Origin of the sequence: Streptomyces sp. NPDC008238, from assembly GCF_042956445.1 — a bacterium.
Lineage (GTDB): Bacteria > Actinomycetota > Actinomycetes > Streptomycetales > Streptomycetaceae > Actinacidiphila.
On sequence record NZ_JBIBGK010000016.1, the window covers coordinates 21,233 to 43,820 of the forward strand.

The window sequence follows — 22,588 nt, forward strand, 5'->3', positions numbered from 1 at the left end:
AGACGCGGCGGCAAAGGTGTGGACTCGGCCGATTGGTCCAGTCCACACTCGTCGTCCGTGACCTCCGCATCTCCGCCCTCGCCGCCGTGCGCCTCCGGCCTCGACACGCCGGCCGTTCCCCGGGACCGCCTGTGGTCACGGGGGTTCAGCCTGTACTTCACCGCCCGCAGCGTCGCCATGCTCGGCGACTCGATGCTGCCCGTCGCGCTGTCGGCGGGACTGCTCCAGCACGGCTACGGCGCCGGCGACATCGGCTACGCCATGGCCTCCTTCACCGCCTGCTTCGCCGGGCTGGTCGTCCTCGGCGGGGTGTTCGCCGACCGGTTCAGCGCCCGCGGCCTGATGATCGGGGCGGACCTGGCGCGGGTCGGCACGCAGTCGCTGGCCGCCTGGCTCTTCTTCTCCGGCCACGTCGTGCTCTGGCAGATCTGCGTGATCGGCGCGGTCAACGGCGTGGCGGGCGCCATGTTCCAGCCAGGGGTGGCCAGCACGGTGCCCCAGGTGGCCCGGGACGTCCAGGAGGCGAACGGGGTGGTGCGCACCGCCGAGTCGCTGATGGCGCTCGCCGGGCCGGCGCTCGCCGGAGTGCTGGTGGCCTTCACCTCGGCGGGCGGGGTGTTCGCCGTGCACGCGGGCACCTACGCGGTGAGCGCCGTCTGCCTGCTGCTGCTCCGGCTGCCGGGGCGCACCGCCCGGGATGCGCGGGAGGCCGCCGCGCGCAGCAGTTTCCGGGCCGACCTGGTGGAGGGGTGGCGGGAGTTCCGGGCCCGTACCTGGATGTGGTCGGTGATCGTCATCTGGATGGGCTTCATGATCCTCGTCATGGGCCCGGTGACCCCGCTGGCCGCCGGGGAGATCCTGCCGGAGCACGGCCCGAAGGCGTACGGCCTGGTCTCCTCCGCGCTGGGGGCGGGCACCGCGCTCGGCGGGCTGCTGGCGATACGGCTGCGGCCGGCCCGTCCGCTGCGGGGCGGGGCCGTGGCGCTGTTCGGGTTCGCGCTCTACCCGGCGGCGGTCGGCGCGGGGCTGCCGGTGCCGGCGGTCGCGGCGGCGGTGCTGGTCGCGGGGACGGCCTGGGCGTTCTGGAGTGTGATGTGGGCCACCAGCGTCCAGACCCAGGTGCCCGGCGAGATCCTCAACCGGATCCACGCCTACGAGGTCGCCGGCTCGGTCGCCATGCTGCCCGTCGGCCAGGCCCTCGCCGGGCCGGCGGCGGGCGTGTTCGGGGCGCGCCCGGTGCTGCTCGCCGGGGGTGCGGTGACCCTGCTGGTGTGCGTGGCGCTGCTCGCGGTGCCGGCCGTGCGCGACCTCGGCCGAAAATCCGGATGAGCGTTGTCGGCGGCGCCACGTAGTCTCTGAAACGATGCCTGAGTCGACCAACCAACCCGAGCCCGAACGTTCCCGATCCGCGGTGCGCTCGCTGCTGCGCCTGTGGCCGTACGTGAAGCCGGTCAGCCACCGGCTGTTCGGCTCCGCGGGCGTGGCCGTGGTCGCCTCCTGCCTGGCACTGCTGATCCCGCTGGTCCTGAAGTGGATCGTGGACGGCCCGGTCGCCCACCACGACCCGTCCGGTGTGTGGCTCGGCGGCGGGCTGGTACTGCTGCTCGGTCTCCTGGAGGCCGGGCTCTTCGGCGTGCGGCGCTGGCTGGTGGCCCGGCCCATGGCCGGTCTCGAGGCGACGATGCGGGCCGACCTGTACCGGCGGCTGCAGCGGCTGCCGGTGTCCTTCCACGACCGCTGGGGATCGGGGCAGCTGCTCTCGCGCGCCACGAACGACCTGCAGATCCTGCGGATGTTCCTGACCTTCCCGATGGTCTTCCTCGTGGTCAACACCGCCACCATCGTGGCGGGCTTCGGCATCCTGTTCGTGCAGCGCTGGTCGCTGGGGCTGATCCTGCTGGTCCCGGTCGTGCCGCTGGTGATCCTCTGCTCGTACTTCGAGTCGCGCTACCAGCTCGCCTCCCGGGCCGCGCAGGACCAGGTCGGCGACCTGACCACGCTGGTCGAGGAGTCGGTGCTCGGCATCCGCATCATCAAGGCCTTCGGCCGCCACCGCAGCCAGGCCGAGGCCTTCCGCCGGCAGTCGCGCGAGCTGCGCGGCACCGAACTGCGCAAGGCCCGGCTGCTGGCCGACCTGTGGATGGTCATCGTCGGGCTGCCGGACGTCGCGCTCGGGGCGGCGCTGGTCCTCGGCGTGGTGCAGGTCTCCGACGGCGACCTGTCGGCGGGCACCCTGGTCGCCTTCCTCTCCACGGCGCTCGCGCTGCGCTGGCCGGTGGAGTCGCTGGGCTGGCTGCTGTCCTTCAGCAACGAGGCGGCCACCGCCGCCGACCGCGTCTTCGAGGTCCTGGACACCGAGGTCCCGCCGGAGACCGGCACGGGAACGGCGGCAGGAACGGACTCCGGCGAGGAGGGGCGGCCCGCCGACGGCATCCGGTTCGGCGCCGTCCGCTTCCGCTACCCCGACGCCCCCGAGGGCACCCCCGACCTGCTCACCGGGATCGACCTCCACATCCGCAGCGGCGAGACGGTGGCGCTGGTCGGCGCCACGGGCAGCGGCAAGACGAGCCTGACCTCGCTCATCCCACGGCTGTACGAGCCGACCGGCGGCCGCATCACGCTGGACGGCACCGACGCGGCGCTGCTGACCCGGTCCGCGCTGCGCTCCCTGGTCGCGACCGCCTTCGAGGAACCGACCCTGTTCTCCGCCACCGTCCGGGAGAACGTGCTGATGGGCGCGCCCGACGCCGACGAGACTGACCTGCTGCGGGCGCTGGAGATCGCCCAGTGCGACTTCGTCCACAAGCTGCCGCAGGGTGTGGACACCCAGGTCGGCGAGCAGGGCCTGAGCCTGTCCGGCGGTCAGCGGCAGCGGCTCGCGCTGGCCCGCGCGGTCGTCGGCCGCCCGCGCTTCCTGGTGCTGGACGACCCGCTGTCCGCCCTCGACGTGCACACCGAGGCCCTCGTCGAGGCGGCCCTGCGCCAGGTCCTGGCCACCACCACGGCGCTGGTGGTCGCCCACCGCCCGTCCACGGTGATGCTCGCCGACCGGGTGGCGCTGCTGTCGGAGGGCCGGATCACGGCGGTCGGCACCCACCAGGAGCTCCTGTCCTCCTCCGCGGCCTACCGCCGCCTGATGTCCGGCCGGGACGGGAGCACGCCCGCCGAGCCGGACCGCCCGCAATTCGAAGGGAGCAGCACCCGATGACCTCCGTCACGGAGTCGCAGCCTGCCGAGCAGGCGGCCGAGGAGGAACCGGCGGGGCGCCCGGACACCGGGAAGGCCCAGGAGGGCCGGGACGGCCGGGCGGACGACCCCTTCGACCAGGACCGGCTGCCGGCACCCGAGGGGGCGTCACGCGCCCTGCTCCGGGAACTGGTCGGACCGCACCGGCGGCGCGTGTGGCTGGCGGCCGTGCTCCTTCTGCTGCAGCAGGCGGCCGTGCAGGCGGGCCCGCTGATCGTGGCCGTGGCGATCGACCGGGCCATCCCGGCGCTGCGCCGCGACGACCACGGCCCGCTGATCGCGGTGGCGGTCGCCTACATCGGCTGTGCCGTCGTCGGCGGTCTGCTGCAGCGCTCGTTCATCCGGCAGGCCGGCCGGGTCTGCCAGGACGTGCTGGTCGACCTGCGCGGCCGGATCTTCCGGCACGCCCAGGCGCTCGGCCTGGACTTCCACGAGCGGTACACCTCGGGCCGGATCATCGCCCGCGCCACCTCCGACGTGGAGTCGATCCGGGAGCTGCTGACCGAGGGCCTCCAGGAGCTGCTGAACGTCGGGCTGTCGGTGCTGTACATCTCGGCCGTACTGCTGTGGCTGGACTGGGGGCTCGGCCTGTTCGCGCTCGCCACGGCCGTGCCGCTGGTGGTGACGGTGCGGATCTTCCGGCGCCGGTCGGCGAAGGTCTACACGCGCCGCTCCGCGGCGATCGCCGCCGTCATCGTGCGCTTCACCGAGACGATGAACGGCATCCGGCCCGTACAGGCCTTCCGCCGCGAGAAGGCCAACGACGAGGCGTTCGACGAGCTCAACACCGCCCACCGGCAGGCCAACGGCGACGCGATCCTGGAGATGGGCCGCTTCACCGTCGGTTCCTGGCTGATCGCCAACACCTCGGTGGCGCTGGTGGTGCTCTGGGGCGCGTACCGCGTGGCCTCCGGCTCCCTCGCACTGGGTGTGCTGGCCGCCTTCGTGCTCTACCTGCGGCGGCTGTACGCGCCGATCGACCCGCTCGGCATGTTCCTCAACTCCTACCAGTCGGCGGCCGCCTCGCTGGAGAAGATCGCCGGTCTGCTGGCCCAGCGGCCGTCCGTGCCCGAGCCGGAGACGCCGCGGGCGCTGCCGGCCACGGAGAAGGACATCCCGGGCCGCGAGGTCGTCTTCGAGGAGGTCCGCTTCGCCTACCGCACGGGCGGCGAGGTGCTGCCCCGCTTCGACCTGCGGCTGCCCGCCGGGCAGACGGTCGCGGTGGTCGGCGCCACCGGCGCGGGCAAGTCGACGCTGGCCAAGCTGCTGGCGCGGTTCTATGACCCGACCGACGGCCGGGTCACCCTGGACGGGGTGGACCTGCGCGACCTGGCTCTGCCCGAACTGCGGCGCGGGGTGGTCATGGTGACCCAGGAGGCGTTCCTCTTCTCGGGCACCGTCGCCGAGAACATCTCCATCGGCCGCCCCGAGGCCACCCGCGAGGAGATCGAGGCGGCCGCGAGGGCCATCGGCGCCCATGACTTCATCGCGGCGCTGCCCGAGGGCTACGACACCGACGTGCGCAAGCGGGGCGGCCGCATCTCGGCGGGCCAGCGCCAGTTGGTGGCCTTCGCCCGGGCGCTGCTCGCCGACCCTGCGGTGCTGATCCTGGACGAGGCGACCTCCTCCCTGGACGTACCGGGCGAGCGCGCGGTGCAGCAGGCGATGCACGAGGTACTGCGCGGCCGCACGGCCGTGATCATCGCGCACCGGCTGTCGACGGTGGAGATCGCGGACCGGGTCCTGGTGATGGACCAGGGCCGCATCGTGGAGGACGGCACCCCGGACGAACTCGTCTCGGGCGCGGGCCGCTTCGCCGATCTGCACCAGGCCTGGCGCGACAGCCTCGTGTAGGGCCGGGGCCGGTGGGTGCCGGGCCGGTTGTTCGGCTTTCGCGGCGTCTCGCGCCCTTCGGGCGCACAGCGGCGGCGCGGGGCCGGGCCGGGGCCGGTGGGTGCCGGGCCGGTTGTTCGGCTGTCCCGGCGTCTCGCGCCCTTCGGGCGCAAAGATGCTGGCTGCGGAGGGGAGGGTGGGGGGCTGCCTTGTGTGCAGTGTGCGGCCCGGTGGTCGGCTGGGGTTCAGGCGCCGGAGCGGGGCTGGTTGTTCGTACGGTCCCGGTCTCGTTGCCGTCCGCGGGTGCAGATGGCCGGTGACCACGCCCACTGTTCATGGGTGGCGCGCCCGCCGTAACCGGCGTCTGCGGGTGCTTCCCCGATCCGACATCGGGCCCTCTTCCGACGGCTATGCCGCTGAAAGCGAGCCCGATCTCAACCGATCCGAAGATCGGGCCCTGTTTCGACGTCCATGACGCTGAAAGCGGGCCCGATCTCGCCCGGCTCAAAGATCGGGCTCTGTTTCGACGTCCATACCGTCGAAAGCGAGCCCGATCTCCCGCCGACCGCCCGACAGAACCTCGAGATACCCGCAGACGCCGGTTACGGCGGGCGCGCCCACCACCCACGGATGGCGTGGTCACCGGCCATCTATACCCGCGGACGGCAACGAGACCCCAGGCCATCGGAAAGGCAACCCGCTCCGGCGCCTGAACGCCCGCCACCCACGCGCCCGCACACTGCCGACAAGCCCCGGCCCCCCACCCTCCTCTCCGCAGCCGGCGCTGTGCGCCCGCAGGGCGCGAGACGGCGCGACACCCGAACAACCCACCGGCGCCACCCCCACCCTCCCCTCCGCAGCCGGCGCTGGGCGCCCGAAGGGCGCGAGACGAACCCGCGACCCACCCAGCCATCCACCCACCCACCCCCACCCCCGTCACCCCCACCGCCGCACCACCCCCACCCGCCTCGGCCCCGCGTCCGGCGCGGCACTTCGCCCCGCCCTGTCCGGTATGCGAACCCGCTGTTCCCCTCAAAGGACGAATTCGGCCAACTTCTCGTCACGTACATGACACGACGCCATGAACAGTGGCACTCTTCCCCCGGTCGGCCGTCAGTACGCCCACACACCGCACCACCTCGTGCTGACGCACCGGCCGAACTCCGCACGTCCCACCCGCACGGCTAGTTCCGCCCGGGCAGCACACCCCGTCTGCCCGGCTGTCCCCGGCCGCCAACCGCGGCCGACGCAGTAGGAGTCCGAGTGAGACGATCCCCCCGCAAGGCAGTCGCGGCCGCCAGTGTGGTCGCCACCGCCGCGTTCATCGCCGTCGGCATACCGGCCACGTCCGCGACGGCGAACGCCGCCCCCCACACGAGCCAGCTCCGCACCGGAGCCCTCGAGGCGAAGCTCACCCCCGCCCAGCGCACCGCGCTGATCAAGAGCGCCGGCGAAAGGACAGCCGTCACGGCCGAGTCCCTGGGTCTGGGCAGCAAGGAGAAGCTGGTCGTCAAGGATGTCGTCAAGGACACCGACGGCACGCTGCACACCCGCTACGAGCGCACCTACGCCGGCCTCCCGGTGCTGGGCGGCGACCTCGTGGTGCACACGCCCGCCAAGGGCGCCGGCACGGTCGGCACGACGTTCAACACCGACCGGAGGATCACGGTCCCCTCGACGACGCCGAAGGTCGCCGAGTCCGCCGCGACCACCGCCGCGCTGAAGACCGCCAAGTCGCTGAAGGCCGAGGCACCCGCCACGGACGGCGCCCGCAAGGTCGTCTGGGCCGGGCAGGGCACGCCGAAGCTGGCCTGGGAGAGCGTCGTCAGCGGTCTGCAGGACGACGGCACGCCGAGCCGGCTGCACGTCGTCACCGACGCCGTGACCGGCAAGGAGCTGTACCGGTTCCAGGACATCAAGACCGGCACCGGCAACACCCAGTACAGCGGCCAGGTGACGCTGTCCACGACGCTGTCCGGCTCGACGTACCAGCTGTACGACACGACCCGCGGCGGCCACAAGACGTACAACCTCAACCGCGGCACCTCCGGCACCGGCACGCTGTTCACCGACGCCGACGACGTGTGGGGCGACGGCACGGGCTCCAACACCCAGACCGCCGGCGCCGACGCCGCCTACGGCGCCCAGACCACCTGGGACTTCTACAAGAGCACCTTCGGCCGCAGCGGCATCCGCAACGACGGTGTCGCCGCGTACTCGCGGGTCCACTACAGCAGCGGCTACGTCAACGCGTTCTGGGACGACAGCTGCTTCTGCATGACCTACGGCGACGGGTCGGGCAACACCCACGCGCTGACCTCGCTGGACGTCGCGGGCCACGAGATGAGCCACGGCGTCACCTCGGCCACCGCGAACCTCAACTACTCCGGGGAGTCGGGCGGCCTGAACGAGGCGACCTCCGACATCTTCGGCACCGGCGTCGAGTTCTACGCCAACAACAGCAACGACATCGGTGACTACCTCATCGGTGAAGAGATCAACATCAACGGCAACGGCACCCCGCTGCGCTACCAGGACAAGCCGTCCCGCGACGGCACCTCGCCGGACAACTGGTACTCCGGCATCGGCAACCTGGACGTCCACTACTCCTCGGGCCCGGCGAACCACATGTTCTACCTGCTCTCCGAGGGCAGCGGCGCCAAGGTCATCAACGGGGTCAGCTACAACAGCCCGACCGCCGACGGCATCGCCGTCGCCGGCATCGGCCGCGCCGCCGCGCTGCAGATCTGGTACAAGGCGCTGACCTCGTACATGACGAGCAGCACCAACTACGCGGGCGCCCGCACCGCCGCCCTGAACGCCGCCCAGGCGCTGTACGGCGCCGGCTCCGCCCAGTACGCGGGCGTGCAGAACGCCTTCGCGGGCATCGGCGTCGGCAGCCACGCGCCCGTGTCGGGCGTGACGGTCACCAACCCGGGCAACCAGAGCAGCACCGTGGGCACCGCGGTCAGCCTGCAGGTCCAGGCGAGCAGCACCAACAGCGGCGCACTGAGCTACGCGGCGAGCGGTCTGCCGGCCGGCCTGTCGATCAACGGCTCCACGGGCCTGATCTCCGGCACCCCGACCGCCGCGGGCACGTACAACACCACGGTCACGGTGACCGACTCCGCGGCCAAGACCGGCACCGCCTCGTTCACGTGGACCGTCACCACGCCCGGCAGCTGCGCCTCGGCGCAACTGCTCGGCAACCCTGGCTTCGAGTCGGGCAGCGCCTCCTGGACGGCGAGCAGCGGTGTGATCACCAATGACAGCGGCCAGGCCGCCCACGGCGGTTCGTACAAGGCGTGGCTGGACGGCTACGGCTCGACGCACACCGACACGCTCACCCAGTCGGTGACCATCCCGGCCGGCTGCAAGGCGACCTTCACCTTCTGGCTGCACATCGACTCCGCCGAGACGACCACCAGCACCCAGTACGACAAGCTGACGGTCACCGCCGGGTCGACCACCCTGGCCACCTACTCCAACCTCAACAAGGCCTCGGGCTACACCCAGAAGTCCTTCAGCCTGAACGGCTTCGCCGGCTCCACCGTCACCCTGAAGTTCACCGGCACCGAGGACTCCTCGCTGCAGACGAGCTTCGTGGTCGACGACACCGCGGTGAACACCAGCAGCTGATCCCCGTCGGCTGACCGCACACGCCGGGCCCCGGCCGTCGACAGCGACGGCCGGGGCCCGGTCCGGTCCGGTTCCCGCGGGCGTACGGTTCAGCGCAGCACGCCGGCCGTCATCCCCGACGCCTCGGGCGGTACGGCGATCAGCCCGAGTTCGGCGACCGAGGCGAGCAGCCGGTGCATCGGCAGGACGCGGACGGTGTAGCCGAAGGGGCCGGTCCGGTCGAGCGCGAGCGGGCCCTCGTAGAGCCAGCGGCCCTCCAGGTCCGGCCGGCCGCCCGGCTTGAGGGAGACCACCGTCGGGTCGGCGATGCGGTCGGACTCGTCGACGCGCCCGGACACCACCTGGACGTCCACGTCCCCGGGCTCCAGGCCGCCGAGGGCCACCTGGACCCGCAAGGTGAGCGTGGTGCCGAGCTCGGGCGAGCCGCCGACCGAGGCACCGGTCTCCACGTGGTCGACGCCGACCAGGGGCCACTGCTCGCGCACCCGCCGCTTCCACGCGGCGAGTTCGACGCACTCCCCGCCGCCCGCCAGGCGGTGGGCGCGCGCGGCGGGCGCGTACAGCCGGGTCACGTACTCGCGGACCATGCGCCCGGCGAGCACCTTCGGCCCCAGGGTGCTCAGGGTGTGGCGGACCATCTCGATCCAGCGGACCGGCAGGCCGTGCGCGCCGCGGTCGTAGAAGCGGGGCGCGACCTGGTTCTCGAGCAGGTCGTAGAGGGCGGCGGCCTCGATGTCGTCGCGGCGGTCGGGGTCGCCGGCCGCGCCGAACCCGTCGGCGGTGGGGATCGCCCACCCGTTGTTGCCGTCGAACCACTCCTCCCACCAGCCGTCCAGGACGGACAGGTTGAGGCAGCCGTTGAGCGCGGCCTTCATCCCCGAGGTGCCGCAGGCCTCCAGCGGCCGCAGCGGGTTGTTCAGCCAGACGTCGCACCCGGGGTAGAGGTGCTGCGCCATGGCCATGTCGTAGTCCGGGAGGAAGACGATGCGGTGCCGCACCCGGGGGTCGTCGGCGAACCGCACCAGCTCCTGCACCAGCCGCTTGCCGCTGTCGTCGGCCGGGTGCGCCTTGCCGGCGACGACGATCTGGATCGGCCGGGACGGGTGCAGCAGCAGCTCCATCAGCCGGTCCTGGTCGCGCAGCATCAGGGTGAGCCGCTTGTACGACGGCACGCGGCGCGCGAAGCCGATGGTGAGCACGTCCGGGTCGAGGACGTCGTCGACCCAGCCCAGCTCGGCGGAACCGGCGCCGCGCTGCCGCCAGGAGGCGCGCACCCGGCGGCGCACCTCCCGCACCAGCTGTTCGCGCAGGTCCCGGCGGAGTTCCCAGATCGCGGCGTCCGGGATGCGGAAGACGCTCTCCCAGGTGTCGGCGAGCCCGGTGGTCATCGCGTCCTCGGCGTTCTGGGCACCGGCCTGGCGGGCACCGAGCCGGAACACCTCGGGCGCCACCCAGGTGGGTGCGTGCACCCCGTTGGTGATGGAGGTGATCGGCACCTCCTCCGGGTCGAAGCCCGGCCACAGCCCGGCGAACATCTCGCGGCTGACCCCGCCGTGCAGGGTGGACACGCCGTTGGCGCGCTGCGCGAGCCGCAGCCCCATCACCGCCATGTTGAAGACGTTGGGGTCGCCGCCGGGGTAGGTCTCCATCCCCAGCTCCAGCACCCGCTGGACGTCCACGCCGCGCAGCTCGCCCTCGTCGCCGAGGTGCCGGGCGACCAGCTCGCGGTCGAAGCGGTCGATGCCGGCCGGCACGGGGGTGTGGGTGGTGAAGACCGTCCCGGCCCGCACGGCCTCCAGGGCGGAGTCGAAATCCAGCCCTTCTCCCTCGGCGGCGAGCTCGCGGATGCGTTCCAGGCCCAGGAAGCCCGCGTGCCCCTCGTTGGTGTGGAAGACCTCGGGCTCCGGGTGCCCGGTCAGCGCGCAGTAGGTGCGTACGGCGCGGACGCCGCCGATGCCGAGCAGCATCTCCTGGAGCAGCCGGTGCTCGCTGCCGCCGCCGTAGAGGCGGTCAGTGACGTCCCGTTCGTTGGGGTGGTTCTCCTCGACGTCGGAGTCGAGCAGCAGCAGCGGGACCCGGCCGACCCTGGCCAGCCACACGTGGGCGCGCAGGCCGCGTCCGCCGGGGAGGTCCAGGGTGATCAGGACGGGACCGCCGTCCTCGTCGCGCAGCAGCGACAGCGGCAGCTCGTTGGGGTCGAGCACCGGGTAGTGCTCCTGCTGCCAGCCGTCCCGGGACAGGGACTGGCGGAAGTAGCCGTGCCGGTAGAGCAGGCCGACCCCGATCAGCGGCACGCCCAGGTCGCTGGCCGCCTTGAGGTGGTCGCCGGCCAGGATGCCGAGGCCCCCGGAGTACTGCGGCAGCGCGGCGGTGATGCCGAACTCCGGGGAGAAGTACGCCACGGCGGCGGGTAGTTCCCCGGCCTCGGCCGCGCCCTGGTACCAGCGCGGGTTGCCGAGGTAGTCGTGGAGGTCCTCGACGGCGGTGCCGAGCCGGCGGAGGAACCTGCGGTCCTTGGCGAGGGCGTTCAGCCGGTCCTTCGAGACGGCGCCGAGCAGCCGCACCGGGTCGCCGGCCGCCGCTCTCCAGCCCTCGGGGTCGACGGACTGGAACAGCTCCCGGGTCTCGTTGTGCCAGGACCAGCGCAGATTCTGCGCGAGCTCCCCCAGGGGACGTAGTGGTTCGGGCAGGACGGTTCGCACGGTGAATCGACGAATAGCCTTCACATCTCCGACGGTAGCGGCATCTTTCGGTGCGGTGGTGACAACCGGGGACCCAACATCCCGAAGCCGGGCGGCGCCGCGCGGCACCCGTGCCCTGGCGTACCGGCACGTCCCGGGGGCCCCGGGGCCCCCGCGCGCGGTCCCGCCGACGCCTCGTCAGCGTGTCGGGCGGCGGCTACGACCGGCGCTGCAGGGACGTCGGCCGGAGCGCACCGCGGGGGCTACGACGGACGGCCGGGACGGGGCCACGGAGGGCGGCCCGGCGCCCCGGCGGGGGGCGCGCGCCGGCCCGCCGGAGGGTGGCCGGTTGTCTGCGTCCGGGCGCCGCCAGGGCCCCCCGGAGCGCAACTTACGCGCCAGTACCCCTTCCCCGGGAGTATTCGACCGTCATCCAATGGGCAGGCTCACCCTTGCGCGACGCGGCGCCGAACCCTCCCCCACCACAACTCGTATCCGCCCACCCGAGTGAACGCGGACAGGAGCGGTCATGCCCACAGGCAGGCATCCGAAGGAGCAGATAAAAAGAGCGGAAGGTACCCGTCCGGCCACCCGCACAAACTGGTGAGGCGCAATGATCGGTCGTATCCCCGTACTGGACGTCCGCCCGCTGGTCGACTGCGGCCGCCGCCCCGCCAAGGCCGTGGTCGGCGAGACCTTCCAGGTCACCGCCACGGTGTTCCGTGAGGGACACGACGCGGTGGCGGCGAACGTGGTCCTGCGCAACCCCGCCGGACGTTCCGGGCCACGGATCCCCATGCGCGAACTCGCCCCCGGCACCGACCGGTGGGGCGCCGAGGTGACGCCCACCGCGGAGGGCCGCTGGACGTACACGGTGGAGGCCTGGAGCGATCCGGTGGCCACCTGGCGGCACCACGCGGGCATCAAGGTCCCGGCGGGCATCGACACCGAACTGGTCCTCGCGGAGGGGGCCGAACTGCACGAGCGCGCGGCGTCCGGGGTACCCAAGAAGGACGGCCGCGCCGTGGTGCTGGCCGCGGTCGACGCCCTGCGCGACACCTCCCGCACCCCCGCCGAGCGGCACTCCGCGGCCCTCGCGCCCGACGTGCTGGAGGTCCTCGGCCGGCACCCGCTGCGCGACCTGGTGAGCGCCTCCCGTCCGGCGGCCCTGCAGGTGGAGCGGCAGCGGGCGCTGTTCGGGTCCTGGTACGAGATGTTCCCCCGGTCCGAGGGCGCCGTGGTGGACCCCACGGGCCGGCGACCACCGAGGTCCGGCACCTTCCGCACGGCCGCCGAGCGACTGCCGGCGATCGCCGCGATGGGCTTCGACGTGGTCTACCTGCCGCCCGTCCACCCGATCGGCTCAGCGTTCCGCAAGGGACCGGACAACACGCTCGACGCCGGCCCCCACGACGTGGGCTCGCCCTGGGCGATCGGCTCCGCGGAGGGCGGTCACGACGCCGTCCACCCGGACCTCGGGACGATCGAGGACTTCGACTTCTTCGTGGAGCGGGCACGCGAACTGCGGCTGGAGATCGCCCTGGACTTCGCGCTGCAGTGCTCGCCCGACCACCCGTGGGTCGGCAAGCACCCCGAGTGGTTCACCACCCGGGCGGACGGCTCGATCGCGTACGCCGAGAACCCGCCGAAGAAGTACCAGGACATCTACCCGATCGCCTTCGACGCCGACTTCGCCGGCATCGTCCAGGAGACCGAGCGGGTGCTGCGGCACTGGATGGACCACGGGGTGCGGATCTTCCGGGTCGACAACCCGCACACCAAACCGGTGGTCTTCTGGGAGAAGGTCATCGCCGCGGTCAACCGCACCGACCCCGACGTCATCTTCCTGGCGGAGGCGTTCACCCGTCCGGCCATGATGCACACGCTGGCCCAGATCGGCTTCCAGCAGTCGTACACGTACTTCACCTGGCGCAACGGCAAGCAGGAGCTGACGGAGTACCTGACGGAGCTGTCCGGCGAGGCCGCGAGCTACATGCGGCCCAACTTCTTCGTCAACACCCCGGACATCCTGCACGCCTACCTGCAGCACGGCGGCCGCCCGGCGTTCGAGGCGCGTGCGGTCCTGGCGGCGACCCTTTCCCCCACCTGGGGGGTGTACGCCGGATATGAGCTCTGTGAGAACGCGCCGGTGCGCGAGGGAAGCGAAGAGTACCTACACTCGGAGAAGTACGAGCTCAAGCCCCGCGACTGGGCGGCAGCCGAGGCCGACGGCCGTTCGCTGGCTCCGCTGCTCACGACGCTGAACCGGCTGCGACGCCGCCACCCCGCGCTCCAGCAGCTACGCGACCTGCGCTTCCACCCCGTGAACAACGACGCGGTGCTGGCGTACTCCAAGCGCTCGGGCGACGGCAGCGACGTCGTACTGGTGGTCGTCAACCTGGACCCGCACCACACCCAGGAGGCGACCGTCTCGTTGAACATGCCGGAACTCGGCCTCGCATGGCACGAGTCCATCCCGGTGCGCGACGAGCTCACCGGCGAGACCTACCACTGGGGCAGGGACAACTATGTGCGCCTCGAGCCGGGCCGCGCGCCCGCGCACATCCTCACCCTGCGACCTACTCCATCGACAGGAGGGTCACCCACTTGATCGTCAACGAACCCGTACCTGACACGTTCGAAGACACCCCGGCCAAGGACCGGGACCCCGACTGGTTCAAGCGGGCCGTCTTCTACGAAGTGCTCGTACGGTCCTTCCAGGACAGCAACGGCGACGGCATCGGCGACCTCAAGGGACTCACCGCCAAACTGGACTATCTGCAGTGGCTGGGCGTCGACTGCCTGTGGCTGCCGCCGTTCTTCGCCTCGCCGCTGCGGGACGGGGGCTACGACGTCGCCGACTACACGGCCGTACTGCCGGAGTTCGGCGACCTGGCCGACTTCGTGGAATTCGTGGACGCCTCCCACCAACGCGGGATGCGGGTGATCATCGACTTCGTCGTCAACCACACCAGCGACCAGCACGAATGGTTCCAGCAGTCCCGCTCGGACCCGGACGGCCCCTACGGCGACTACTACGTCTGGGCGGACGACGACAAGCAGTACCAGGACGCCCGGATCATCTTCGTCGACACCGAGAGCTCCAACTGGACGTTCGACCCGGTGCGCAAGCAGTACTACTGGCACCGCTTCTTCTCGCACCAGCCGGACCTCAACTACGAGAACCCCAAGGTCCAGGAGGAGATCCTGGCCGCCCTGCGGTTCTGGCTGGACCTCGGCATCGACGGCTTCCGGCTGGACGCGGTGCCGTACCTGTACCAGGAGGAAGGCACCAACTGCGAGAACCTGCCGCGCACCCACGACTTCCTGAAGATGGTGCGCGAGGAGATCGACGCCCACTACCCGGACACGGTCCTGCTCGCCGAGGCCAACCAGTGGCCGGAGGACGTGGTCGACTACTTCGGCGACTACGCCAAGGGCGGCGACGAGTGCCACATGGCCTTCCACTTCCCGGTCATGCCGCGCATCTTCATGGCGGTGCGCCGGGAGTCGCGCTACCCGGTCTCGGAGATCCTGGCCAAGACCCCGGCCATCCCGGGCAACTGCCAGTGGGGCATCTTCCTGCGCAACCACGACGAGCTGACGCTCGAGATGGTGACGGACGAAGAGCGCGACTACATGTACGCGGAGTACGCCAAGGACCCGCGGATGCGGGCCAACATCGGCATCCGCCGCCGGCTCTCCCCGCTGCTGGACAACGACCGCAACCAGATCGAGCTGTTCACCGCTCTGCTGCTCTCCCTGCCGGGCTCGCCGATCCTCTACTACGGGGACGAGATCGGCATGGGCGACAACATCTGGCTCGGTGACCGCGACGCGGTGCGCACGCCCATGCAGTGGACCCCGGACCGCAACGCGGGCTTCTCCTCCTGCGACCCGGGCCGGCTCTACCTGCCGACCATCATGGACCCGGTGTACGGCTACCAAGTCACCAACGTCGAGGCGCAGATGAGCTCCCCGAGCTCCCTGCTGCACTGGACCCGCCGGATGGTCGAGATCCGCAAGCAGAACCCGGCCTTCGGCCTCGGCTCGTACACCGAGCTGCCCTCCACCAACCCGGCCGTCCTGGCCTTCCTGCGCGAGTACAAGGACGACCTCGTCCTGTGCGTCAACAACTTCTCGCGCTTCGCCCAGCCCACCGAACTCGACCTGCGGGCCTTCACCGGCCGGCACCCCGTCGAGCTGATCGGCGGGGTGCGTTTCCCGGCCGTCGGCGAATGGCCCTACCTGCTCACCCTCGCCGGTCACGGCTTCTACTGGTTCCGGCTGCGCCGCGAAACGGTGTAGGCGGACCCGCCGGGTGACGGCGACCCGGCGGCCCGGCACGGTTTCGTGCCGGGCCGCGGGGGCAGGCTCCCCCTGCCGGATCCAGCGTCATATCGGATGCTGTACGGGCCTTGTCCCTCGTACGCCAAGTACGCCAATTGCTCCACCGGCTCGGATGATATTCGTCCGACACGTCCCACTCGTCGGACCATCGCCGCAGCGCCCCCCTTCACTTAGGGAACCAGCAGGCCCGGCACCCGAGGAAAGGACGTCATGTCGGACACCTCGTGGCTTCGCACCTCCGCAGTCCGGTCGGGGACCACCGTGCCCCCGGCGCCGGGGCTGCTCTCCGCGCTCGTCCCGATGCTGCGGGAGTGGCTGCCCCGGCAGCGGTGGTTCGCCGGGAAGGGGCGGCCGATCAGCGGCTTCGGACTGGTCTCGGCCACCGAACTGCTGCCCGCCGACGGACGGCTGGGCACCCCGGGACTGCTCCATCTGCTGCTCGACGTCCACCAGGACGTGCAGGAGCGGATGCCCGGCACCGGGCACGGGCAGCCGGCCGACACCTACCAGTTGCTGCTGGGCACCCGGGCGCTGCTGCCGCCCGCGCTCGCGCCCGCCCTCGTCGGGCACGCGGTCGGCGGGCCGCTGGACGGCCTGACGATCTACGAGGCGCTGCACGACCCGCGTCTGACGTCCCTGCTGCTGGAACGGCTGCGCGCGCCCGGCCGCACCGGGCACCTGCGCTTCGGCTCCGAGCCGGGCGCGGCGATCCCGGCGGGGCTGGCGCCCCGGCTGTCCACCGCGGAGCAGTCCAACAGCTCGGTCATCTACGGCGACGCCTTCATCCTCAAGCTGTTCCGGCGGGTCGCCCCCGGCCCCAACCCGGACCTGGAGCTCTCCCTCGCCCTGGCGCGGGCAGGGTCGCGGCGCGTGGCCGCGCCCTCCGCCTGGTTCGAGGCGCTCGGCCTGTACGACGAGCCCGCCACGCTAGGGGTGCTGCAGCGTTTCCTGCCCGGTTCGGCCGGAGCGTGGGAACTCGCCCTGCAGGCCGTCGAGGACGGCTCGGACTTCTCCGGCGAGGCGCGCGCACTGGGGCGCGCCACCGCCGAGGTCCACCTCGCGCTGGCGCGCGCCCTGCCGACGAGCACCCTGCGCCGTCCGCAGATCGAACTGCTCGCGGCCGCGATGGCCGGACGGCTGGACGCCGCCGCGGCGGCGGTGCCGGCCCTGCGGCCGTACCGCGCGGCGCTGCGGGCCGCCTACGACGACCTCGCCGCCCTCGGCACGCGCGGCACCACGCTGGCCGCGCAGCGCATCCACGGCGACCTCCACCTCGGCCAGGCCCTGCGCACGGCTCCCGGAGGGTGGGTGCTGATCGACTTCGAGGGCGAGCCGGCCCGGCCGCTGCCCGAACGCCGCCGTCCCGCGCCGCCGGTGCAGGACGTCGCCGGGATGCTGCGCTCCTTCGACTACGCCGCCCGGCACCACGACCCGTCCGCCCCCGGGGCGCCCGAATGGGCTCAGGCGCAACGCGCCGCCTTCTGCGCGGGCTACGCGGAGGCCGCCGGGACCGATCCGCGGGACGAGCCCGTCGTCATACGAGCCCACGAGACGGACAAGGCCGTCTACGAAGTGCTCTACGAGGCCAGGCACCGTCCCGCCTGGCTCCCCATCCCCATGGCCGCGGTGCGCCGTCTGGCGCAGCCGCCGCACGGCCGCACCCCCTGACCGGGCACCCCCACGCCCCATCCGAGGAGGACCTGATCGTGACCGATCGCCAGCCGCTCCCCGACGCCACCCCCGGCACCCCCGGCGCGGGCGGGAACGGGAGGGCCCGTACCGAACGTCCCGCCCGCGGCACCGGGTCCGAGGGCTCGGCTCCCCCGCCGCCGCCCGCCGCCCCGCCGACCCCGCCGGCCCCGGCCACCCGGCCGCCGAAGGCCGCGGGCACGAAACCGGCACCCGGGGGGAAGGCGGCCGGCGCGCGACCCGCGGCGAAGGGCGGCAGCCCGGCCACCGCGGACCTCCCGCAGCCGGACGCGTCCGGCTCCTCCGAGGCCGTCGCGCGGGGCTACGACCCCGCCGGGGCCGAGCGCCCGCCCGCCTCGGGCACCGCCCCGCGCACCGCGCCCCCCGCGGGGGTCGGCCACCAGGCGCCGCCGCCCGCGCCCGAGGTCGCTCCGGCCGCGGGCCCCGTGACCGGGGACGTCCCACCGGCCCCGGAGCTCGACCCGGGCGAACGCCGGCGGCTGCTGGACGGCGCCCACCACGACCCGCACGGGCTGCTCGGCGTCCACCGTGTGGCGGACGGCCTGGCCTTCCGGGCGCTGCGGCCGTACGCGCGCAGCGTGGCCGTCCTCACCGGCGGGACGCGGACGGTGCTGAACCACGAGGGCGACGGGCTGTTCAGCGGTGTGCTGCCGCTGACGGAGGTCCCCGCGTACCGGCTGGCCGTCGCCTACGACGGCGACGAACACGAGGTCGACGACCCGTACCGCTTCCTGCCCGCGCTGGGCGAGTTCGACCTGCACCTCGTGCACGAGGGGCGGCACGAGCAGTTGTGGCAGGCACTGGGCGCCGAGCCCATGACCCACGAGGGCGTCACCGGCACCCGGTTCACGGTGTGGGCGCCCAACGCGCGCGGTGTGCGCGTGGTCGGCGACTTCACCCACTGGGACGGCACCGCCTTCCCGATGCGCTCGCTGGGCTCGTCCGGCGTGTGGGAGCTGTTCCTGCCGGAGGTCGGCGAGGGGCAGCGCTACAAGTTCGAGGTCTGCGGCGCGGACGGCGGACGGCGGCTGAAGGCCGACCCGATGGCCCGCCGCACCGAGGAGCCGCCCGCCACCGCCTCCGTCGTCACCGCGTCCCGGCACGAGTGGCAGGACGCCGAGTGGATGGCCTCGCGCGGGCGGCTGCCGGTGCACGAGTCGCCCTTCTCGGTGTACGAGGTGCACCTCGCCTCCTGGCGGCCGGGGCTGTCCTACCGCGAACTGGCCGAGCAGCTCCCGGCGTACGTGCGCGACCTGGGCTTCACGCACGTGGAGCTGATGCCGGTCGCCGAGCACCCCTTCGGCGGCTCCTGGGGCTACCAGGTCACCTCGTACTACGCCCCGACCGCCCGGATGGGCACCCCGGACGACTTCCGGTACCTGGTGGACGCTCTGCACCGGGCGGGCATCGGCGTCATCATGGACTGGGTGCCGGCCCACTTCCCCAAGGACGACTGGGCCTTGGCGGACTTCGACGGCACCAACCTCTACGAGCACCCCTGGCGCGGTGACCATCCCGACTGGGGGACGCTGGAGTTCGACTTCGGCCGCACCGAGGTCCGCAACTTCCTGGTGGCCAACGCGGTCTACTGGTGCGAGGAGTTCCACATCGACGGGCTGCGGGTCGACGCGGTCGCCTCGATGCTCTACCTCGACTACTCGCGCGAGGACGGCGAGTGGGCGCCGAACGCCTACGGCGGCCGCGAGGACCTGGACGCCGTCGCCTTCCTGCAGGAGATGAACGCGACCGTCTACCGGCGCTGCCCGGGCGTCGTCACGATCGCGGAGGAGTCCACCGCCTGGGACGGCGTCACGCGCCCCACCCACCACGTCGGCCCGGCCGGCTTCGGCGGGCTCGGCTTCGGCCTGAAGTGGAACATGGGCTGGATGCACGACTCGCTGGAGTACATCAAGCACGAGCCGGTGCACCGCAAGTACCACCACAACGAGATGACCTTCTCGATGGTGTACGCCTACAGCGAGAACTACGTCCTGCCGATCTCGCACGACGAGGTCGTCCACGGCAAGGGCGCCCTGGTGGCGAAGATGCCCGGCGACTGGTGGCAGCAGCGCGCCACCCACCGTGCCTACCTCGGCTTCATGTGGGCCCACCCGGGCAAGCAACTGCTCTTCATGGGCCAGGAGTTCGCCCAGGGCGCCGAGTGGTCCCACGACCACGGCCCGGACTGGTGGCTGCTCGACGAGACCTACTCCGCGGCGGGCGACCACCGCGGCGTACGGGACCTCGTCCGGGACCTCAACACCCTCTACCGGGCGACGCCTTCGCTGTGGCAGCGCGACACCACCCCGGACGGCTTCGCCTGGCTCGACGGGGGCGCCGCCGAGGACAACGTCTTCTCCTTCGTGCGCCTGGACGCCGGGGGGAAGTCGCTGGTCGCGGTCAGCAACTTCTCGCCGGTCGTCCGGCACGGCTACCGGATCGGCGTGCCCGACGGGGTGGAGGCGCTGCGGGAGGTGCTCAACACCGACGCCGCCGCGTACGGCGGGAGCGACGTCACCAACCCCGAGCCGCTGAAGTCCGAGCCGGTCGCCTGGAACGGCCGGCGCCAGAGCGTGCAGCTCACGCTGCCCCCGCTGGCGACGGTCTGGCTGCGCACCGCCTGACCGGACGTCACGGGATGCCGCGCGCGGCCTGCCTGCACCACACCGGGTGCACCGGGTGCAGGCAGGCCGGCGCGGTGAGCGTCCCCACGTCCTGGCGGCGCTACCACCACTGGCGCCAGGTGGGACACCATGGTTCCCATGGCGGTGACACAGCAACTCGCGCGGGTGACGGAGGAGTTCCTGGCCCGGTGCCGTGACGCGGCCCGGGAGTCCTCGGACGCCGACCCGGGGTGGGACCCGCTACGGGAGGACGTCCTCGACCTCGACTGGGCACCGGCCACGCTCCTGAAGGTGTGCCGTGCCGCGGGCGTCGCGGCGCCGGCCCTGGCCGCGCTGGACCGCGCACTGAACGGCGATCCGGCCGTCGACGTCGCCTTCCTGGACCACCCGGACGCCGTGGGCGTGTTCGGGCCGCCTCCCGCCGCGACCGCCCCTGCGGGCGTGGCCCTGGTCGCGGGGGGTCTGGCGGCGATCGACCGGGCCGCGGTGCGGGCGCACGGGGCGGACCACGGGATGCCGGGCGTCCGGGACCCCTGGGGATACCTGACGGAGCACTTCACCGCGCTGCGGGCCTTCTGCGAAGAGGCCTCGCGGCGCGGGCTGTACGTCGTCGTGTGGTGGGACTGAGCGGGCGCCGGCAGGCGTGCCCCTGCCGGGGTCCGGCCCTCCGGGAGGTCAGCGACCGTCGCGCGGGCCCCAGGCGTCGATCACGGCCTCGGCCGGGTGGCAGCCGAGGACGTACTCCCCCACCCACTCCTCGGCGCCGTCGAAGCCCGACTCCGCGACGATGCGGGCGGCCGCGGCCTCGCGGTCGTAGCGGGTGCGCCGCAGCTGGACGCCGTCCGCTCCCAGGAGGGCCCAGTGGGCGCCGGGGCGGCCGTACGGCATGCCGACGCTGCCGGGGTTGACGACCAGGCGGCCGTGGGCGATCCGGGCGTAGGGCATGTGGGTGTGGCCGCAGACGACGGTCTCCACCTGCGGGGCGACGCCGGTCATCACCTCGGCCCAGCGCCCGGCGCGGGAGTCGACGAGCACGATCTCCTCGTCGTCGCGCGGGGTGGCGTGGCAGAACAGCGTCCGGCCCGCGCCGTCCACCTCCAGTTCCACGGTGTCCGGGAGTCCGGCCAGCAGGGTCACCTGGTCCTCACGGAGCCGCCCCGCCGCCCAGTCCGACTCCGGGTGGCCGGTGGTCGTACCCGTGCGGCGGTGCTCGACCAGTTCCCGGTCGGCGTTGCCGCGGATCCACAGGGCGCGCTCGCCGAGGCCGCGGAGCGCGTCGAGCGTGGGCACCGGCATGGGCCCCGCCGCGTGGTCCCCGGTGAGGACCACCCGCTCGGCGGCGCGGACGTCGGGCTCCGCGAGCACCGCCTCCAGGGCCGGCAGGTTGCCGTGGACGTCGGACAGGACCGCGACTCGTCTCAGCACACCCGTCACCCTGCCCGTCGTCCCGGGCGGTGCGCCGCGCGTTCGCCGAGGGCGTGACGGCCGGAGCACCGGCGGGGTCCGCCGGGCGCGGGAGTTCGGCCGGACGCCTACTGGGCGGCCGCCCCCGGCGCGCCCATACTGGGGTCACTGCGGGATTCAGCGAGGACCGGGGGGCCGCTGCCGATGGTGAGCGAACGGGATCTGCTGCCGGATCTGTTCTGGGCCGCCGACCGGGCGTCGCTGCGGGGCCAATGGCAGACCGTACGGCTGTCGCGGCAGCAGCTCGGCCTGCTCACGGTGGCCTCCGTCTTCAGCTCGTTCGACGTCACCGCGGGCCGTCTGCACTGGGCCTCGTGGCTCGCGGCCGCGCTGTTCGCTTACGCCGCGTGGACGACCTGGGTGATCCACCGCCAGAACCCGCAGGCCCTCTGGTACGAGGGCCGGGCGCTGGCGGAGTCGATGAAGACGCTCGCCTGGAAGTACTCGGTGCGCGCCGACCCCTTCACGCCGCCCGGCGACGAACGCGACCCCGACGCCCTGTACCGGCTGCAGCTCGGCGACGTCCTGCACACCTTCCGCCGCAGCAGGGCCCTGCCCTCCCGCGTCGACACGGGCATCACCCCGGGGATGCGGCGGCTGCGGGACGCGCCGCTGCGCGTACGGCACGACGTGTACCTGCGGGAGCGCATCCGGGTGCAGCACGAGTGGTACACGATGAAGGCTGCCCGCTGCGAGGTGAACGGACGCCGGGCGGGACGCCTGGCAATGGCGTTCCCGCTGCTCGGGGTCCTCTTCCTGGTCCTGCGGGCGGGCGGCTGGTCCCCCTTCGACACCCTCGGCTTCGTGTCGGCCATCACGGCCTCGGTCGCGGCCTGGGCGCAGCTGCGCCAGTACAGCCCGCTGGCCGCGGCGTACCGGGTGGCCGCGGACGAACTGGAGCTGATCCGGGTGCAGTTGGCGTCGCTGGACCTGGAGGACCCGCATGCCGAGCACCTGTGGTCGCAGCTGACCCGGGACGCGGAGGACGCCGTGTCCCGGGAGCACACCACCTGGCAGGCGAGGCGCGAGATGCGGGTGTGA

General features: G+C 72.7%; 12 protein-coding genes. 10 read left to right on the forward strand and 2 right to left on the reverse strand.

Annotation, left to right across the window (positions count from 1 at the left end; genetic code table 11):
• The first annotated feature begins 129 nt into the window (after window positions 1-129).
• From ACFZAU_RS27405 to ACFZAU_RS27420, 4 genes are all read left to right on the forward strand, one after another.
• A complete protein-coding gene (locus tag ACFZAU_RS27405; RefSeq protein WP_500554428.1) occupies window positions 130-1,329 on the forward strand; it encodes an MFS transporter in 1,200 nt (399 codons plus the stop codon).
• Window positions 1,330-1,363: 34 nt separating this feature from the next.
• Entirely contained in the window at window positions 1,364-3,208 is a 1,845-nt protein-coding gene (locus tag ACFZAU_RS27410; protein ID WP_500554349.1) for an ABC transporter ATP-binding protein, read from the forward strand.
• Complete coding sequence (locus ACFZAU_RS27415) at window positions 3,205-5,100, forward strand: ABC transporter ATP-binding protein (RefSeq protein ID WP_500554350.1); 1,896 nt, start codon at window positions 3,205-3,207, stop codon at window positions 5,098-5,100. Before ACFZAU_RS27410 ends, ACFZAU_RS27415 begins: the two co-directional genes overlap by 4 nt.
• 1,242 nt (window positions 5,101-6,342) lie before the next feature.
• A complete protein-coding gene (locus tag ACFZAU_RS27420) occupies window positions 6,343-8,718 on the forward strand; it encodes a M4 family metallopeptidase (RefSeq protein WP_500554351.1) in 2,376 nt (791 codons plus the stop codon).
• Between the two features lie 89 nt (window positions 8,719-8,807).
• Here ACFZAU_RS27420 and glgP read toward each other — a convergent pair whose 3' ends face one another.
• A complete protein-coding gene (gene glgP / locus ACFZAU_RS27425; RefSeq protein WP_500554352.1) occupies window positions 8,808-11,444 on the reverse strand; it encodes an alpha-glucan family phosphorylase in 2,637 nt (878 codons plus the stop codon).
• 568 nt (window positions 11,445-12,012) lie between these two features.
• Between glgP and ACFZAU_RS27430 the strand changes: the two genes are divergently transcribed.
• The 5 genes from ACFZAU_RS27430 to ACFZAU_RS27450 all read left to right on the forward strand — a co-directional run bounded on the left by ACFZAU_RS27430 (window position 12,013) and on the right by ACFZAU_RS27450 (window position 20,710).
• On the forward strand, window positions 12,013-14,010 hold the full coding sequence (locus ACFZAU_RS27430; protein WP_500554353.1) for an alpha-1,4-glucan--maltose-1-phosphate maltosyltransferase: 1,998 nt from the start codon (window positions 12,013-12,015) through the stop codon (window positions 14,008-14,010).
• Window positions 14,007-15,707 carry a maltose alpha-D-glucosyltransferase gene (treS, locus tag ACFZAU_RS27435; protein WP_500554354.1) on the forward strand — a complete coding sequence of 567 codons (1,701 nt, stop codon included), beginning with the start codon at window positions 14,007-14,009 and terminating at the stop codon, window positions 15,705-15,707. Before ACFZAU_RS27430 ends, treS begins: the two co-directional genes overlap by 4 nt.
• Before the next feature lie 252 nt (window positions 15,708-15,959).
• Complete coding sequence (locus ACFZAU_RS27440) at window positions 15,960-17,417, forward strand: maltokinase N-terminal cap-like domain-containing protein (RefSeq protein WP_500554355.1); 1,458 nt, start codon at window positions 15,960-15,962, stop codon at window positions 17,415-17,417.
• Between the two features lie 38 nt (window positions 17,418-17,455).
• Complete coding sequence (glgB, locus tag ACFZAU_RS27445; protein WP_500554356.1) at window positions 17,456-20,083, forward strand: 1,4-alpha-glucan branching enzyme; 2,628 nt, start codon at window positions 17,456-17,458, stop codon at window positions 20,081-20,083.
• Window positions 20,084-20,221: 138 nt separating this feature from the next.
• On the forward strand, window positions 20,222-20,710 hold the full coding sequence (locus tag ACFZAU_RS27450; protein WP_500554357.1) for a DUF1877 family protein: 489 nt from the start codon (window positions 20,222-20,224) through the stop codon (window positions 20,708-20,710).
• Window positions 20,711-20,758: 48 nt separating this feature from the next.
• On the opposite strand, the gene ACFZAU_RS27455 is transcribed toward ACFZAU_RS27450, so the two are convergent.
• Window positions 20,759-21,508, reverse strand: a complete 750-nt coding sequence (locus tag ACFZAU_RS27455) for a metallophosphoesterase family protein (RefSeq protein ID WP_500554358.1) — start codon at window positions 21,506-21,508, stop codon at window positions 20,759-20,761.
• Between the two features lie 183 nt (window positions 21,509-21,691).
• Between ACFZAU_RS27455 and ACFZAU_RS27460 the strand changes: the two genes are divergently transcribed.
• Entirely contained in the window at window positions 21,692-22,588 is an 897-nt protein-coding gene (locus ACFZAU_RS27460) for a DUF4231 domain-containing protein (RefSeq protein ID WP_499602398.1), read from the forward strand.

Bases quoted from the DNA above. Each gene is read 5' to 3' on its own strand.
- ACFZAU_RS27410 (WP_500554349.1), top strand. From the start codon at position 1,364: ATGCCTGAGTCGACCAACCAACCCGAGCCCGAACGTTCCCGATCCGCG.
- ACFZAU_RS27415 (WP_500554350.1), top strand. From the start codon at position 3,205: ATGACCTCCGTCACGGAGTCGCAGCCTGCCGAGCAGGCGGCCGAGGAG.
- ACFZAU_RS27430 (WP_500554353.1), top strand. From the start codon at position 12,013: ATGATCGGTCGTATCCCCGTACTGGACGTCCGCCCGCTGGTCGACTGC.
- ACFZAU_RS27440 (WP_500554355.1), top strand. From the start codon at position 15,960: ATGTCGGACACCTCGTGGCTTCGCACCTCCGCAGTCCGGTCGGGGACC.
- ACFZAU_RS27450 (WP_500554357.1), top strand. From the start codon at position 20,222: ATGGCGGTGACACAGCAACTCGCGCGGGTGACGGAGGAGTTCCTGGCC.
- ACFZAU_RS27460 (WP_499602398.1), top strand. From the start codon at position 21,692: ATGGTGAGCGAACGGGATCTGCTGCCGGATCTGTTCTGGGCCGCCGAC.